The sequence below is a fragment of the uncultured Roseobacter sp. genome (assembly GCF_947491795.1).
Lineage (GTDB): Bacteria > Pseudomonadota > Alphaproteobacteria > Rhodobacterales > Rhodobacteraceae > Roseobacter.
This window is the reverse complement of the sequence record NZ_CANLKW010000001.1, coordinates 469,791-485,838: the sequence shown is the minus strand read 5'-3', so window position 1 is coordinate 485,838 and position 16,048 is coordinate 469,791. Positions and strand designations below refer to the sequence as shown.

The 16,048-nt window shown below is 60.6% G+C and carries 16 protein-coding genes; 9 read left to right on the top strand and 7 right to left on the bottom strand.

Annotated elements, in window-relative coordinates; translation table 11 throughout:
• Nucleotides 1-7: 7 nt before the first annotated feature.
• Genes Q1A34_RS02420 through Q1A34_RS02400 form a run of 5 tightly spaced genes read right to left on the bottom strand, consistent with a single transcriptional unit; the run spans nt 8 to nt 4,322 of the window.
• A complete protein-coding gene (locus tag Q1A34_RS02420) occupies nt 8-1,057 on the bottom strand; it encodes an ATP-binding protein (protein ID WP_300030237.1) in 1,050 nt (349 codons plus the stop codon).
• A 16-nt stretch (nt 1,058-1,073) separates the two neighbouring features.
• Complete coding sequence (locus Q1A34_RS02415) at nt 1,074-2,261, bottom strand: aminotransferase class I/II-fold pyridoxal phosphate-dependent enzyme (protein WP_300030234.1); 1,188 nt, start codon at nt 2,259-2,261, stop codon at nt 1,074-1,076.
• Nucleotide 2,262: 1 nt separating this feature from the next.
• Entirely contained in the window at nt 2,263-2,790 is a 528-nt protein-coding gene (locus Q1A34_RS02410) for a gamma carbonic anhydrase family protein (protein ID WP_300030231.1), read from the bottom strand.
• The gene (gene gmk / locus Q1A34_RS02405; RefSeq protein WP_300030228.1) at nt 2,787-3,428 is read right to left on the bottom strand and encodes a guanylate kinase; all 642 of its coding nucleotides are present in this window, start codon (nt 3,426-3,428) and stop codon (nt 2,787-2,789) included. Before gmk ends, Q1A34_RS02410 begins: the two co-directional genes overlap by 4 nt.
• A 3-nt stretch (nt 3,429-3,431) precedes the next feature.
• On the bottom strand, nt 3,432-4,322 hold the full coding sequence (locus Q1A34_RS02400; RefSeq protein WP_300030225.1) for a YicC/YloC family endoribonuclease: 891 nt from the start codon (nt 4,320-4,322) through the stop codon (nt 3,432-3,434).
• A gap of 299 nt (nt 4,323-4,621) precedes the next feature.
• Here Q1A34_RS02400 and Q1A34_RS02395 point away from each other — a divergent pair, with 299 nt between their 5' ends.
• Complete coding sequence (locus Q1A34_RS02395) at nt 4,622-5,323, top strand: PAS domain-containing protein (protein WP_300030222.1); 702 nt, start codon at nt 4,622-4,624, stop codon at nt 5,321-5,323.
• A 143-nt stretch (nt 5,324-5,466) separates the two neighbouring features.
• Here Q1A34_RS02395 and Q1A34_RS02390 read toward each other — a convergent pair whose 3' ends face one another.
• A complete protein-coding gene (locus Q1A34_RS02390; RefSeq protein WP_300030220.1) occupies nt 5,467-6,837 on the bottom strand; it encodes a class II 3-deoxy-7-phosphoheptulonate synthase in 1,371 nt (456 codons plus the stop codon).
• A gap of 190 nt (nt 6,838-7,027) precedes the next feature.
• Here Q1A34_RS02390 and Q1A34_RS02385 point away from each other — a divergent pair, with 190 nt between their 5' ends.
• Both Q1A34_RS02385 and Q1A34_RS02380 read left to right on the top strand, forming a co-directional pair.
• Nucleotides 7,028-8,032, top strand: coding sequence for a GlxA family transcriptional regulator (locus tag Q1A34_RS02385; RefSeq protein WP_300030218.1), 1,005 nt, complete (start codon nt 7,028-7,030; stop codon nt 8,030-8,032).
• A 153-nt stretch (nt 8,033-8,185) separates the two neighbouring features.
• A complete protein-coding gene (locus tag Q1A34_RS02380) occupies nt 8,186-8,815 on the top strand; it encodes a LysE family translocator (protein ID WP_300030215.1) in 630 nt (209 codons plus the stop codon).
• Between the two features lie 116 nt (nt 8,816-8,931).
• Here Q1A34_RS02380 and Q1A34_RS02375 read toward each other — a convergent pair whose 3' ends face one another.
• Nucleotides 8,932-10,023, bottom strand: coding sequence for a PQQ-dependent sugar dehydrogenase (locus tag Q1A34_RS02375; protein ID WP_300030213.1), 1,092 nt, complete (start codon nt 10,021-10,023; stop codon nt 8,932-8,934).
• Nucleotides 10,024-10,242: 219 nt separating this feature from the next.
• Here Q1A34_RS02375 and Q1A34_RS02370 point away from each other — a divergent pair, with 219 nt between their 5' ends.
• The 6 genes from Q1A34_RS02370 to Q1A34_RS02345 all read left to right on the top strand — a co-directional run bounded on the left by Q1A34_RS02370 (nt 10,243) and on the right by Q1A34_RS02345 (nt 16,046).
• Nucleotides 10,243-11,433 (top strand): ABC transporter substrate-binding protein, encoded by a 1,191-nt coding sequence (locus Q1A34_RS02370; protein WP_300030211.1) that lies wholly within the window; start codon nt 10,243-10,245, stop codon nt 11,431-11,433.
• Nucleotides 11,434-11,524: 91 nt separating this feature from the next.
• Nucleotides 11,525-12,304: an ABC transporter ATP-binding protein gene (locus Q1A34_RS02365; protein WP_300030209.1), complete on the top strand. Its 780-nt coding sequence runs from the start codon at nt 11,525-11,527 to the stop codon at nt 12,302-12,304.
• Nucleotides 12,305-12,461: 157 nt separating this feature from the next.
• Nucleotides 12,462-13,286 carry an ABC transporter ATP-binding protein gene (locus tag Q1A34_RS02360; RefSeq protein ID WP_300030206.1) on the top strand — a complete coding sequence of 275 codons (825 nt, stop codon included), beginning with the start codon at nt 12,462-12,464 and terminating at the stop codon, nt 13,284-13,286.
• Nucleotides 13,283-13,723 carry a hypothetical protein gene (locus Q1A34_RS02355; RefSeq protein WP_300030203.1) on the top strand — a complete coding sequence of 147 codons (441 nt, stop codon included), beginning with the start codon at nt 13,283-13,285 and terminating at the stop codon, nt 13,721-13,723. The genes Q1A34_RS02360 and Q1A34_RS02355 overlap by 4 nt, the downstream gene beginning before the upstream one ends.
• Complete coding sequence (locus Q1A34_RS02350) at nt 13,723-14,733, top strand: branched-chain amino acid ABC transporter permease (RefSeq protein WP_300030200.1); 1,011 nt, start codon at nt 13,723-13,725, stop codon at nt 14,731-14,733. The genes Q1A34_RS02355 and Q1A34_RS02350 overlap by 1 nt, the downstream gene beginning before the upstream one ends.
• The gene (locus tag Q1A34_RS02345) at nt 14,730-16,046 is read left to right on the top strand and encodes a branched-chain amino acid ABC transporter permease (protein ID WP_300030197.1); all 1,317 of its coding nucleotides are present in this window, start codon (nt 14,730-14,732) and stop codon (nt 16,044-16,046) included. The genes Q1A34_RS02350 and Q1A34_RS02345 overlap by 4 nt, the downstream gene beginning before the upstream one ends.
• Nucleotides 16,047-16,048 lie beyond the last annotated feature (2 nt).

Below are 16,048 nucleotides of genomic sequence, written 5' to 3'. Positions count from 1 at the left end.
CGCAGGGTCAGCCCTGTGTGGGATCCGGGTTGAGGGGGAGAATCACGGTGAACTGCGACCCCTGCCCCGGCACGCTTTCGACGCGCAGCCGTCCCCTGTGCCGGTTGATGATATGCTTTACAATTGCCAGGCCCAGGCCCGTGCCACCGAGCGCGCGGCTGCGGTGACTGTCCGCCCTGTAAAAACGCTCTGTCAGCCGTGGCAGGTGTATCGCGTCTATGCCAGGCCCGCGGTCAGTCACATCGACCCTGACGCCCATGGCACGCAGTGACGGGTCGCGCTCTGGTGGCCGGATATGCACCGAAATCAGCCCGCCCGAACTGCCATATTTGATCGCGTTCTCAATCAGGTTGGTAAACACCTGCATCAGCTGATCGGGATCGCCTGTCAGCACTACTGCCGGTTCCGGCAGATCGGCCCTGAGTGCTGCACCCGCCTCCTGTGCCATTGGCGTCAGGGTGCGCAGAACACTGCTCATCAGGTCATTCAGGTTGACCTGGTCGCGCGGTTTGACGCGTTCCTCGTCCTCTACCCGGCTGAGTGACAGCAGATCGCCGACCAGACGGTTCATCCGCCCTGCCTCGCCCTCCATGATGTCGAGAAACCTGTCACGGGCGGCTTCGTCATTGCGCGCAGGTCCGCGCAGGGTCTCGATAAACCCCATCAGCGCAGTCAGCGGTGTGCGCAGCTCATGGCTGACGTTGGCCACGAAATCCCGGCGCATCTGACCGGCCTGTTCCAGATGGGTGATGTCCCGGAAACACAGCACAATCAGACGCAGGTGCGTGTTGACCCGCGCGGTCACCTCAAAGGTCATGTCCCGAACGCCGTCGTTGGACAGCCAGGTGGCGACGCGCGGCTGGCTGTCGGACAGCGTGCCCTCGACCGCGTCGATCAGCGCGGGCTGGCGCAGCATGGTGATAAAGTTGCGGTCTTCGATCCCCTTGCCCACCAGGCTGCGCGCGGCGTCATTGGCCGCGACAATGCGCTGTGAACCGTCGATTGCCAGCGCAGGCATGGGAATGACATCGAGGCTCTGGCGCGCCGCGTCGTTCATCTGCCTGCCCGCTCCCTCAGCCGGAATGCGCGGCGGCAACCGCGTTTTCAAAGACAGCACAGAGCGTTTCCGGGTCCTCAAGCCCGACGGAAATCCGGAAAAACCCTTCGGACATGCCCAGCTCCGCCCTGCGGCCGGCTGTCAGCGCCCGGTGCGAGGAGGATGCCGGATGCGATATCGTCGTGCCCACATCGCCCAGCGTCGGCGCAAAGGACAACCCGTCTGCGGCGCGGGTCAGCGCGTTCGCCTCAGCACGTCCCCCGCTGATCTCGAAACTGACCATATTGCAGAAACGTCCGCCCAGCAGGTCATCCAGCAAAGCCCGGTCCGGGTGATCCGCCCGTCCGGGATAAAGAACCCGTGTCACGCCTGTCAGACCCGCAAGATGATCGGCAAGGACCGCCGCTGTCGCTTCGGCGCGGTCGTATCGCAGCTCAAAAGACAACATGCCCCGTTCCGCCAGCCAGCAGTCAAAGGGGCTGGGCGACATACCTGCCGTAACGGTGAAAACGCGCAGCCGGTCATTCAGGCCGGGATCTTTCGCCGTGACATAGCCAAGCATCACGTCAGAATGCCCAGCCAGCAGTTTGGTGACCGAATGGAGCACGATATCTGCGCCATGGTCAAAAGGCCGGAACGCGCGGGGGGTCGTAAAGGTGTTGTCGACCACCAGCAGTACACCCGTTTCCTGAGCCAGAGCCGCCAGCGCGCGGATGTCGGCCACCCGCAGGGTTGGGTTCGAGACGACCTCGACCAGGATCATCCGTGTTTCGGGGCGCAGGGCGGCTCGCATGGCTGCAATATCACCTGGATCCACCATAGATGTCGTGACGCCCAGACGCGGCAGGTCCTCTGACATTATGCGCAGCGAGCGTCCATAAAGCTGGTTACCGCCGATCACATGATCGCCTGCCTGTGTCAGACCCAGCAGAACCGCAGAGACCGCCGCCATGCCAGAGGAGGTGACAACACCGGGGTTTGGTGCATTCTCCATCCGGTCGAGACGTTTCGCGACCACATCAGCATTCGGGTGACCCTCGCGCGAATAGGTGTAGCCCTGCAGACCGCCCTCGTACTGCTGATCCAGCATGTCCGGCGTGTCCGAGGCATAGACCACAGAAGGGCTCAGTGGTGTGACAACCGGGCGTGATGCAGAAGCAGGCAGCGCATCGGGGCGCATCAGCGACCCTTTTTCGTTTTTCATGTCAGTCTCCGATGGCACGCAGTTCCCCCCGGAACCGGCGCATGTTTTGCTGGTAGTGTTGTGCCGAGGCGGTCAGCCCGGCAATGGCCGCCGCATCAAGCGCGCGGACGACTTTGCCCGGTGCGCCCATGACGAGGCTGCCATCCGGAATGACCTTGTTTTCGGTGATCAGGGCCCCTGCCCCGATCAGACAGTTGTCGCCGATTTTTGCGCCGTTCAGCACAGTGGCGCCCATGCCGATCAGTGAATTTTTTCCGATGGTACAGCCGTGCAGCATAACCTTGTGGCCGATTGTGCAGTTCTCGCCGATGCTCAGCGGATAGCCATCGTCGACATGAAACACACAGTTTTCCTGAACATTTGAACCCCGACCGACACGGATCTCCTCGTGATCGGCGCGGATCGTGGTGCCGAACCAGACAGATGCGGCCTCCTCCAGGATCACCTGACCGATCAGATTGGCATCATGGGCCACCCAGGTGTCTTCGTGCAGAACGGGTTGATGGGCTCCCAGAGCAAAAAGCGTCATGACAGATCCTCAAACTCTGACTGCAGCGCACGGACATGATCTGTCAGTCCCGGCTGCTGGCTGCGCCGCAGACGGGTTGCGGCGATGATTGTTTTCAGGCGGTCTTCTGTGGCGTCCAGATCGTCGTTGACCAGAACATAGTCGTAGCTGCCCCAGTGACTGATCTCGTCCCAGCTCTTTTCCATGCGGCGCGCGATAGTCGCGGCGTCGTCCTGACCGCGCTTTTCCAGCCGGTTGCGCAGCTCTGTGATGGACGGCGGCAACAGAAAGATCGACAGCGTATGCGCACCCAGCACCGAATTGGTGATCTGCTGCGCGCCCTGCCAGTCGATATCAAACAGCACATCCCGTCCGGCATCGATCGCCGCCTGCACGGGCGCGCGGGGCGAGCCGTAGAAATTACCGAACACATGGGCGTGCTCCAGCATGCCTTCGTCCGCCACCTGGGTCTTGAAGGCAGCCTCGGAGACAAAATGGTACTCGCGGCCGTCCTGTTCGCCCGGGCGCGGTGCCCGCGTAGTGGCCGAGACAGAAAACTCTATCTCGGGGTCCCAGTCGCGCAACCGTCGCGCCAGCGTGGATTTGCCCGCACCGGAGGGAGAGCTGAGAATGATCAGAAGGCCGCGTCTGGGGATCATAATTTACTCCACATTCTGGACCTGCTCGCGCATCTGGTCGATCAAAGCCTTGAGGGCCAGACCGCAGCGCGTCAGGTCGGTGTTCTGCGCTTTGGAGCACAGGGTGTTGGCCTCGCGGTTGAATTCCTGCATCAGAAAATCCAGCCGGCGTCCGACGGCACCCCCCTGTGCAATAAGATCCCGCGCAGCCGTAACATGTGCTGCCAGCCGGTCGATCTCTTCTGTGATGTCAGCTTTTACGGCAATCATCGCCAGTTCCTGCGCGACACGGTCCGGGTCTGCGGCATCAGTGTTTTCCATGACCCTGTCCAGATTGCGGCGCAGAGCCACAGTCATGTCCCGGGTGCGCGCAGAGGCCAGCGCGGCGGCCTCCTGCGTGAGGCGGGCCACCTGGTCGAGCTGATCGGAAAGGATCTTCTGCAGTACTGTTCCTTCGCCGGCGCGCATGTCGTTCCAGGCAGAGATCAGACTGCCCACCTCGCCCGTCAGGGCATCAGACAGGGCGGCTGTGTCATCCGTTGTGCTGGTCTGCTCAAGAACGCCGCGCTGTCCCAGCAGATCGGATGCCCGTGACGGGGCCAGCGAAACACCTGCATCCATTGCGCGCGCCTCGATTTCTGCAAGGGCCGCAAGCATGGCGTCGAGCTGTTCGGTGTTGATCTGCAAACCGCCGCCGGTCTCTTCGCGGCTGATCCGCAATGCCAGCGTGACATTCCCCCGCGTCGAGGAGGCCGCCAGCTTTTTGCGCAATGCCGCCTCAAGCCCGTCGATCCATTCCGGGATGCGCAGACGCAGATCCTGGCCCTTCCCGTTCACACTGCGCAGCTCCCAGGTCCAGGAATGCGGTGCCAGGCTGCCGGTCGCAGAGGCAAACCCTGTCATTGAACGGATCATAGCGTGCTCCTTGGTGCAGATGCGGCCACGGCCCCAGCCTTATTGTGAAACAAAGGCAGGGTGCAACCCCGGCTGTTAACCGCAGAATGGGCGTCAGGTTAACCAAACAGCCAGTTAGGTCACCATTTATAAAAAATTTTCGATATTAATAATTCAGCAATAATTAAGGCGGGATAAGGGCAAATCGCACCGCGAGGCGCTCTGAAGACGCAAAAATCATAGTCGCAGGGATTTACCCTTCGGAAGGACGCGTTCAGACAATGGACAATTCGGGCCAAAACAAGCACAATGTGGTGGACATGACACAGCACGTATCAAATACCGGCTTCTCGCCGCTCGCACAGGTCGAAGCCTACTGGGAAGCACTGCGCGGCACGCGTCTGATGCCAAACCGTGCAGAGATTGATCCGCGCGGGATCGAGCAGGCGCTCGAGTATTCCTTTATTGTCGAGCGGATTGCACCGGGTATTGCGCGCCTGCGTATCGCCGGCAGCCACCTGAGCGACCTGATGGGAATGGAAGTGCGCGGTATGCCGCTGACGTCTTTCATCACACCCGGATCACGCCGCCAGGTCAGCGACACGCTGGAAGAGGTCTTTGAGACACCTGCGGCCTGCACGCTGCACCTGCATGCCGAAGAAGCAGCAGGCATGCCAGCGCTGGACGCACGGATGCTGCTGCTGCCGCTCAAGAGTGATCTGGGTGATGTCAGCCGCCTTCTGGGTGTTCTGATCGCTGTCGGTGACAAGGGCCGCAGCCCGCGCCGTTTTGATGTGGTGCGTAACTCGCTGCGTCCGATCATCAGCGAGACGGCAACAGCCGTTATCCGCCCCACTCCGGTGGAGGCAGATCAGACAAAACCGAAATCTGTACCCGTGCTTCCAACAGCCCCGGAACGGCCGCGGGAGCCCGCTGGTTTTGCCGAACCGCGCGCCAGCTTCAAATCTGAAACTCCGCGCAAGGACGCGCCCTATCTCCGGCTGGTGAAGTCAGACGACTGACACCGCACGCAGTTTCCTTTGATCAGGAACGCCGCCTGCACAGAACGTGCAGGCGGTTTTGTTTTGTCCGGCGCAGGATGAAAAAAGCCCCCGCAGAAACTGCGAGGGCTTTTTTGGTTGTCGCAGATCCGGGCATCCGGAGATCAGCCTGCGATTTTGTCCTTGTGCGCCGCGCGGCGGTCCGAAAGCTCCTCGGCCACGAGGAACGCCAGTTCCAGCGACTGGCTTGCGTTCAGGCGCGGGTCACATGCGGTATGGTAGCGATCTGACAGGTCTTCGTCGCTGACGGCCCGTACACCACCGGTGCACTCGGTTACGTCCTGCCCGGTCATCTCGAAATGCACGCCACCGGGCACAGTGCCCTCTGCGCTATGCACGCCAAAGAATTCACGCACCTCACGCAGAACGGATTCAAACGGCCGCGTCTTGTAACCCGACGAGGATTTGATCGTGTTGCCGTGCATCGGATCGCAGACCCAGGTCACGTTGGCGCCCTCTTCGCGCACGGTTTTGATCAGCCGCGGCAGATGCTCGCCGACAGAGCCTGCACCGAAACGTGCGATGAGCGTCAGACGCCCCTCTTCGTTGTCGGGGTTCAGTTTGGCCATCAGAACCTTCAGGTCCTCAGACGTCATTGTCGGACCGGCTTTGAGCCCGATGGGGTTCTGCACACCGCTGGCAAACTCAACATGCGCGCCATCAGGCTGACGCGTGCGATCGCCGATCCAGATCATGTGACCGGACCCTGCCAGCCATTTGCCGGTGGTGCTGTCCACGCGGGTCAGGGCCTCTTCATACTCCAGCAGCAGAGATTCGTGGCTGGTGTAGAACTCAACCGTCTGCAGCGTATGCGCTGTATCCGCGTTCACCCCGGCAGCAGACATGAAGTCCAGCGTGTCAGAGATGCGCGTGGCGATCTCCCTGTAGCGCTCTGCCTTTTCGCTTTCGGTAAAGCCCAGCGTCCAGGCATGCACCTGATGCACATCCGCATAGCCACCCGTTGAAAAGGCGCGCAGCAGGTTCAGCGTCGCGGCGGCCTGGGTATAGGCGCGCATCATCTTCGACGGATCGGGGATCCGGGCGTTTGATGTGAAGTCCAGCTCGTTGATGATGTCACCACGGTAGCTGGGCAGTTCCACGCCATCGACGGTTTCAGTCGGTGCTGACCGCGGTTTGGCAAACTGACCGGCCATACGGCCCACTTTGACCACCGGCACCTTGGCACCATGTGTCAGAACGATCGCCATTTGCAGCATCACTTTGAAAGTGTCGCGGATCGCGTCTGAGCTGAATTGCTCAAAACTCTCCGCGCAATCCCCGCCCTGCAGCAGAAATGCCTCGCCACGGCCCGCCGCACCAAGGTGCTTTTTCAGGCGCCGCGCCTCACCGGCAAAGACCAGAAGCGGAAACCGGGACAGCTGTTCCTCGACGGCTTTCAGCGCCTCCTGATCCGGATAATCCGGCATCTGGATCCGCGGTTTTGCACGCCAGCTTGATTTGCTCCATTCACTCATTGTCGGTACTCCGCTTTCCGGCCCGCAGTGCGAGCGCTACCATCTCAGCGCTCTCTATACAAAAGCCTTTCCGGAGTGACCATATCACAAATTCGCCCTCTTGACGTCGCTTTCGGCTCGTGACCAAGGTGGCCGGACACTGTGGCCGCCGGCGCCCCGGTGAGGGAATGAACGGTATCAAGAGGCAGCAATGTCCGCACAGCAACCCGCGACACGTATTGATGCTCCGGCTGAGCGACCTCAGCGCTTTGTCTTTGTTCTTTTGCATGACTTTACGATGCTGTCCTTTGCCTCGGCAGTGGAATCACTGCGCATTGCCAACCGCATGTCGGGCCGGACGCTTTATGAATGGACGACACTGGGCGAAGGTGGTGAGCCCGTAAACAGCTGCGCTGGCATCGGGTTTCAGGTCGATGATGATCTCAGGGATCTGTCACGCGATGATGTGATCATGCTCTGCGGCGGGGTAAATATCCAGGGCGCCACATCGAAACGCCTGCTGGCCTGGCTGCGCCGCGAGGCCCGCAAGGGCCCTGTCGTCGGCGGGCTCTGCACCGCCGGGCATACGATGGCACGGGCCGGTCTGCTGGACGGGAAAAAGGCGACCATTCACTGGGAGAACCAGGACAGTTTTGCCGAGGATTTCGAGGACGTCACGCTGACCAAATCTGTCTTTGTGGTGGACGGCAATCGTCTGACGACGGCGGGCGGCACCTCGTCCATTGACCTGATGCTCAAGCTGATCGCCGACAAACACGGCGAGGAGCTGGCCAATCTGGTGGCCGATCAGATGATCTATTCCTCGATCCGCACCGACCAGGACACCCAGCGCCTGTCGGTGCCCACGCGGATCGGTGTCCGCCACCCGAAACTGTCCTCGGTGATCCAGATGATGGAAGCCAATATCGAAGAGCCGATCAGCCCGTCGATCCTGGCCAAAGATGTGGGCATGAGTACGCGCCAGCTGGAACGGCTCTTTCGCCGCTACCTCAACCGCAGCCCCAAACGCTACTACATGGAACTGCGCCTGCAGAAAGCGCGCAACCTGCTGATGCAGACCGACATGAGCGTGATCAATGTGGCCCTGGCCTGTGGCTTCGCCTCGCCGTCGCATTTCTCCAAATGCTACCGGGCGCACTACGATACAACGCCCTACCGCGAGCGTGGCAGCCATGCGGCGCGGTTGTCGATCTGAACCGCCCGGCAGGGTGTTTCAGATTTTGATTGATTGACCGCGGTGCGGACTTTGCTGTCGTCCGGTTTGGGGAACTGAACGACTGCGTTTTGCTATTTGGCTGACCTTCAGGACAGACCGTGGCATTTAACTGAAACCCAGAGGATTACGCGCATGGCCTTGGAAACTTACCTCGTCTATCTCGCGGCAGTTGCGGTATTCTTCGCAACGCCGCCTGACACGAGCCAGCTGCTCATTATCTCGAACAGCGCCAAACATGGCCTGCGGCGCAGCGCCTGTACTATTGTCGGAGACTTAACCGCAAACAGTCTGCAAATGACGGGGGCCGCGTTCGGTCTGGCTGCGATCATTGCTACCTCAGCCAGTGCTTTCACCTGGATCAAGTGGCTCGGCGTCGCGTATCTTGTGTGGATAGGCATTCAGCTGATGTTGTCGAAAGATCAATCGGCTGACATTGAGGCCAATACATCTGGCCAGTCGTTTCGATTGTTTCGGCAGGGCTTCGTCACATCCATGGCCAATCCCTTTGCCGTTGTATTCTTTGGTGCGCTTTTCCCCCAATTTATCGATCCTGCGTTGCCGGTTTTGCCGCAGTTACTGATCCTGGGTGTGACCTATCTCATCGTTGACGGAGCGATACTCCTGATCTGGGGATGGCTGGGTGTCCGGGCGGCCTCAGCACTCAAGCGCCATTCCTTTGGTCTGATCAACAAGGTATGTGGCGGACTGATGGTGGCCGCTGCCGCTTTGCTTGCCAGCAAAGACTTTGAGCCTCAGCAATAGACCGCCAGGCAAGGCGTGGCAGACCTTCGCTGCGACCCGTTGATGCAAGAGGCAGAGCTCAGCTCTGACGTTGATGCCAGTCCACGCGCGATAGCACAAATCCCTCCAGGTCAGCTTTACGGCGCAGCGATCCGGTACACCGCACCATTCCCAACCGAAATAAACCAGATGCTGCCGTCAGGGGCCTGGACGATATCGCGGACCCTCTCTGTCGCGCTGTTTTCGATTTTCGCAACCTCGCGGGCGGTCTGGCCGGAGACTTCCAGCCGCGAGATGTAGTCGAACTTGAGCGATCCGACAAAGATATCGCCGCGCCAGGCCGGAAACATGTCGCCCGAATAGACCAGCAGACCTGATGGCGCGATGGAGGGGTCCCAGTAAAACGCGGGCTGCTCCATCCCGGCTTTTTCGGTGCCTTCGCCGATCCTGCCGCCGGAATAGTGCCGCCCGTATGAGATCACCGGCCAGCCAAAATTGGCACCCTTGCGCACAAAATTGACCTCGTCACCGCCCCGCGCACCGTGCTCTGCTGTCCAGAGGTTGCCCCGGGCATCAAGGCCTGCACCCTGCGGGTTGCGGTGACCGAACGACCAGATTTCAGGCTGAACACCCGGTGTGTTTACGAACGGATTGTCCGCCGGAACAGAGCCGTCGCGGTTCACGCGGATAACGCTGCCATTGTGAGTGCTGCGGTCCTGGGCAGAGGGCCTGTCACCCCGGTCACCGATGGTCAGGTACAGGGTGCCATCCGCCGCCTCGACCACGCGGCTGCCGAAATGCCGCCCGCCTGATGATCCGGGCGCCATCACAAAGAGATCACGCAGATCTTCAAGCCGCGTCCCGTCCGCAGAGAGTGTTGCAGCCGCCAGGGCTGTACCGCTGCCCCCTGTCTGAGGTTTGGAATAGCTGAGCCAGAGCGTCCGTGTGGCTGCGAAATCCCGCGCGATGGTGATGTCCAGCAGCCCCCCCTGCCCGCCGTCATTCACGCGCGGTGTACCCCGGACGACCTGCGGCGCACCGCCGCCGTTGAAATAGAGCAGCCGCCCGTCCTTTTCCGTGACCAGAAAGCTGCCATCGGGCAGCAGACCCAGGGCCCATGGTTCATCCAGCTCTGACACCACCGGGGCGAGTACCGGCGCGTCCTGTGCCCATGCTGCGCCCGGACCTTTGGAAAATCCGGTAATCCCGGGGGTCATCGCAACGAGCACTGCGTACAGGAAAAAAGTCTTTAACCGGGGTTTCAGCATGCTTTTTTCCTTTTTTCTGACGCGGATACCGAAAATATAGGAACCCCGAATGACATTGCCACCGTCCGCCGGATCACATGTTCCGGACCGCAGCTTCCTGGGGCCAAAATCGCTTTTCTTTTTGGCATTCGGGCCTTACGCTGCGCGTCGAACGCAAAGTTCCAACATGGGAGACACCACATGAAAAAGATGCTTATGGCCACAACGGCTGCAGCACTTATGGCGACCACCGCACTGGCGGGTGGTCACGCAAAGGAAGTTAAACTGGGCATTCTGATCGGCTTCACCGGCCCGATTGAATCCCTGACCGGCCCGATGGCCGCCGGCGCTGAACTGGCCATGAGCGAAGTGACAGAGAGCGGGAAACTGCTCGATGCGGCCAAGGTTACACCGATCCGTGCCGACACCGGCTGCATCGACAACGGCCTGTCCACATCGAACGGCGAACGTCTGATCGCCGAGGGCATCAATGGTCTGATCGGCGGCGACTGTTCCGGCGTGACCGGCGCGATCCTGCAGAACGTCGCCATTCCGAACGGTATGGTCATGATCTCGCCCTCTGCGACATCCCCCGGTCTGAGCACGGTTGAGGACAATGATCTGTTCTTCCGCACGGCACCGTCTGACGCGCGTGAAGGTCAGGTAATGGCCGAGATCCTCCAGGAGCGTGGCGTGAAATCCATCGCTCTGACCTATACAAACAACGACTATGGCAAGGGCCTGGCGGATGCGATTGAAAGCAATTTCAAGTCCGTTGGCGGCGAAGTGACCATCGTAGCCGCGCATGAAGACGGCAAGGCAGACTATTCCGCAGAAATGGGCGCACTGGCCTCTGCCGGCGGTGATTTGCTGGTTGTTGCGGGCTATCTCGACCAGGGTGGTCTGGGCATCATCAACGCGGCGCTCGACACAGGTGCCTTTGACACATTCGGTCTGCCAGGCGGCATGATCGGTGACAGCCTGCCTGCAAACGTCGGCTCGGCGCTGAACGGCTCTTATGGTCAGATCGCCGGGTCCGGCGGTGAAGGCATTGAAAAGCTGACGGCGATGGCTGGTGATGCGTTTGATGCGACATCGCCCTATACGCCGGAAAGCTACGATGCTGCGGCTCTGTTCATGTTGGCCATGCAGGCAGCGGACAGCACCGACCCTGCGGAATATGGCAAGCACATCCTGGATGTGGCCAACGCACCGGGTGAGAAAATCTATCCTGGCGAGCTGGGCAAGGCGCTCGATATTATTCGCGGTGGCGGCGACGTGGACTATGTCGGCGCATCTGCGGTGGAGCTGATCGGGCCTGGTGAATCCGCTGGTACTTACCGGATGATCGAAGTCCAGGACGAGAAAAACGTCACAATCGGTTTTAAATAAGCCGGGGACATGACGAACAGACAGCCCGGAGTTCCGTCTCCGGGCTGTTTTGGTAAAACGTGCGGTCAGAAGCACGAACCGGGGAAAAAACATGATTGTCGTTGACGACGTTCACAAGCATTTTGGCGGCTTTCATGCGGTGGACGGGGCCAGTCTGGAAATCGCCGAAGGGTCAGTGACCGGTCTGATCGGCCCGAATGGTGCCGGAAAAACAACTCTTTTCAATGTGATCGCGGGTGTTCTTAAACCGACATCCGGCCGTGTGAGCATGGCGGGTGAGGATATCACGGGGCTGCCGCCGCATGCGCTTTTTCACAAAGGTCTGCTGCGCACGTTCCAGATTGCGCATGAGTTTTCCTCTATGAGCTGCCGCGAAAACCTGATGATGGTCCCGGGGGGCCAGTCGGGCGAGACACTGTGGAACACCTGGTTTGGCCGCAAACGCATTGCGGATGAGGAGCGCGCCCTGCGGGCCAGGGCCGATGAGGTGCTGGAATTCCTGACAGTTGAACATCTGGCGGAACAGAAAGCCGGGCAGATTTCGGGCGGGCAGAAAAAGCTGTTGGAGCTGGGACGCACCATGATGGTCGATGCCCGGATCGTTTTCCTGGATGAGGTGGGTGCGGGCGTGAACCGCACCCTGCTGAACACCATCGGCGACGCCATTCTGCGCCTGAACAAGGAGCGCGGCTATACGTTCGTGGTGATCGAGCACGACATGGATTTCATCGGACGGCTGTGTGATCCGGTCATCTGTATGGCCGAGGGCAAGGTGCTGGCCCAGGGCACGCTGGACGAAATCAAGGCCAATGAGCAGGTGATCGAGGCCTATCTGGGCACGGGTCTGAAGAACAGGGACAAGGTGGGATGAAGCGCGTCGGTGCCCTGTCGGTTTTACGTCGGTATCACGTCGGTATTACGTCGGTGCGTGGCGCGCGCCCTGTTCACCGCTCTTTAAGCCGCATTGCGGCTGGAATTTATGCCTGCGGCGCGGATATTTATGGCCAGAAGAAACCGGGAGGGACGCCATGAGTGGCGCGCGTTATGACGACCGGGGCAACCGGGATCTGTCGCTGGGCAATGCGGCGGGCATGGGAACGGCGACACCGGTGAAAGAGGGCGGCAAGGCCAGACCGTCCGCGGGCGGGCCGTTTCTGATTGGTGAGGCGATGACCGGCGGCTACGGGGCCGGGCCGGACATTCTGCATGACTGTACCATCGCTGTGGACCGCGGCGAGATTGCCGTGATTGTGGGGCCCAACGGAGCGGGCAAGTCGACCGGCATGAAGGCCGTGTTCGGTATGCTGAACCTGCGCAAGGGGCATGTGAAGCTGGACGGTGAGGATATCACGGATCTGAGCCCGCAGGCGCGGGTGACGCGGGGCATGGGATTTGTGCCGCAGACCTCTAATATTTTCACCTCGATGACCGTGCAGGAAAACCTGGAAATGGGCGCGTTTATCCGCACCGATGATATCCGCCCGACGATGGAACAGATTTATGATCTGTTCCCAATTCTGCGCGACAAGCGCAACCAGGCCGCCGGTGAGCTGTCGGGCGGTCAGCGCCAGCAGGTGGCGGTGGGCCGGGCGCTGATGACCCAGCCCAAGGTGCTGATGCTGGATGAGCCCACGGCGGGGGTGAGCCCGATTGTGATGGATGAGCTGTTTGACCGGATCATCGAGGTGGCGCGCACGGGCATCCCCATTCTGATGGTGGAGCAGAACGCGCGCCAGGCGCTGGAGATCGCCGACAAGGGATATGTGCTGGTGCAGGGGCGCAATGCATACACGGGGACGGGCAAGGAACTGCTGGCCGATCCCGAAGTGCGCAAGAGTTTTCTGGGGGGATGAGTTTGACCAATTTGTTACTCATCGCCGTTGCATGCGGACTGCTGCTTCCCCTGCAATCGAAAGCAGCAGTTTACTCCTGTCAAAGCGAGACCTTCTGCAAGTGCAAGAAAGCTCAGGGTTGCAGCGCTGGGTATCAATACCTTGACGATCGCCTGACGCATACATGTCGTGACGAACAACAGGTCTTCGAGGCGACTACACTGCGCCGGGCGGTTAGATTGGATGGAGAAAAGCTGAAGATTAAATTCCGGGAAGCGCGTCCCTACTTCAGTGATCTTGATTGGTACCAGGCAGGAGCAACGGGAGATCGTGGGTTGATCAACCTTAGATTTGACAACGAAGGCCGGTGGTCCGATTTCCAGATTACGCAAATGGTGCAAGGTTCGATCAATGACCACATTTGGACGTTGACTGGAAAATGCGAGAGGAAAGAATAATGGACTTCCTGAACGCAATCATCGCCCTGTCGAACTTTGTTCTGGTGCCGGCCATCGCCTATGGCAGCCAGCTCGCTCTTGGGGCGCTGGGGGTCACGCTGATCTATGGCATCCTGCGGTTCTCGAATTTTGCGCATGGGGACACCATGGCATTCGGGGCGATGGTGACCGTGCTGGTCACATGGCTTTTCCAGAGCTGGGGCATCAGCCTCGGGCCGCTGCCCACGGCACTCTTGGCCCTGCCCTTTGGAATCTTAGGCTGTATGGCGCTGCTGCTGGCGACCGACCGCGTCGTCTACCGGTTCTACCGCGAGCAAAAGGCCAAACCGGTCATTCTGGTGATCGTGAGCCTTGGTGTGACATTCATCATGAACGGCATTGTGCGGTTTATCATCGGGCCGGATGATCAGCGGTTTTCCGATGGCGAGCGCTTTATCGTCTCGGCCCGGACGTTCCGCGAGATGACCGGCCTGCGCGAGGGGCTGGCGATCAAGACCACGCAGGGCATCACGGTGATCACGGCGGTGATCGTTGTCGCCCTGCTCTTCTGGTTTCTCAACCGCACGCGCACGGGCAAATCGATGCGCGCCTATTCGGACAATGAGGATCTGGCGCTGCTGTCGGGCATCAACCCCGAACGTGTGGTGATGATCACCTGGCTGATTGTGGCGGGGCTGGCGACCATTGCGGGTGTGCTCTATGGGCTCGACAAGTCTTTCAAACCCTTCACCTATTTTCAGCTGCTGCTGCCGATCTTTGCCAGTGCGATCGTCGGCGGGCTGGGCAACCCGATCGGGGCCATTGCGGGGGGATTTGTCATCGCCTTTTCCGAGGTGACCGTGACCTATGCCTGGAAAAAGGTTGCCACCTATGTGCTGCCTGAAAGCATGGCGCCCGATACCCTGGTGCAGCTGCTGAGCACGGATTACAAGCTGGCGGTCAGTTTCGGCATTCTGCTGATCGTGCTGCTCTTTAAGCCCACGGGTCTGTTCAGGGGGAAATCGGTATGAATCCGGCTGTGAAAAACACCCTGCTTTTTGCGATTGTGGGCGCGATGATCCTGTATTCAGGGTTTACGCAGAGCTGGAACACCGCGCTGCTGATCCTGAACATGGGGCTGATTTCGGCCATTATGGCGCTGGGGGTGAACCTGCAATGGGGGTTTGCCGGGCTCTTTAACGTGGGCATCATGGGGTTTGTGGCCCTGGGCGGGCTGGCGGCCGTGCTGGTGGGCATGCCCGCGACGCCGGGGGCCTTTGCGGCGGGGGGCTGGAACATTGCCGGTGCGCTGCTCTTTGGTGTGGCGACGATTGTTGCGGTGGTGCTGACGCGGCGCGCCATGGCGCAGGGGTGGGCGCGGGGCACTGTGACCCTGGCGCTGCTGATTGCGGGGTTTTTCTTCTACCGCGCGCTCTTTGATCCCGGTGTCGAGGCGGTGGAGGCGATCAATCCCGCGGGCACGGGATATCTGGGAGGCCTGGGGATTGACCGGGGTCTCTGGGTGGCGCTGGCCTGGCCTGTGGGCGGGCTTTTTGCCGCCGGGGCGGCATGGGTGATCGGCAGGACGGCCCTGGGGCTGCGCTCGGATTACCTGGCGATTGCGACCCTGGGGATTGCCGAGATCATCATTGCCGTTCTGAAAAACGAGGACTGGCTGGCGCGGGGCGTGAAAAACGTCGTCGGCCTGCCCCGCCCGACGCCTTATGAGATCGATCTGCAGAACGATCCCGGCTTTGTCGAGAATGCAGCGCTTTACGGGTTTGATCCGGTCACTGCCTCGACGCTTTTTGTCAAACTGGCCTATGCGGGGCTCTTTACGGTTGTGCTGGTGATCCTGCTGATCCTGGCGCAGCGCGCGCTGAACAGCCCCTGGGGCCGGATGATGCGGGCGATCCGGGACAATGAGGTCGCCGCCGAGGCCATGGGCAAGGATGTGACCGCGCGCCATCTGCAGATCTTTGTGCTGGGCTCGGCTGTCTGCGGGATTGCCGGCGCGATGATGACCACGCTCGACAGCCAGCTGACGCCGGGCACCTACCAGCCGCTGCGCTTTACCTTTCTGGTCTGGGTGATGGTGATCGTCGGCGGCTCGGGCAATAATTTCGGCTCGGTGCTGGGCGGGTTCCTGATCTGGTTCCTCTGGGTGCAGGTGGAGCCGATGGGTCTGTGGCTGATGGAGCTGATCACCGCCGGGATGGCCGAGGGCTCGGCGCTCAGGGCGCATCTCATCGAAAGCGCGGCACATATGCGGCTCTTTACGATGGGGCTGGTGCTGCTGCTGGTGCTGCGGTTCAGCCCACGGGGGCTGATCCCGGAGCGGTAGTT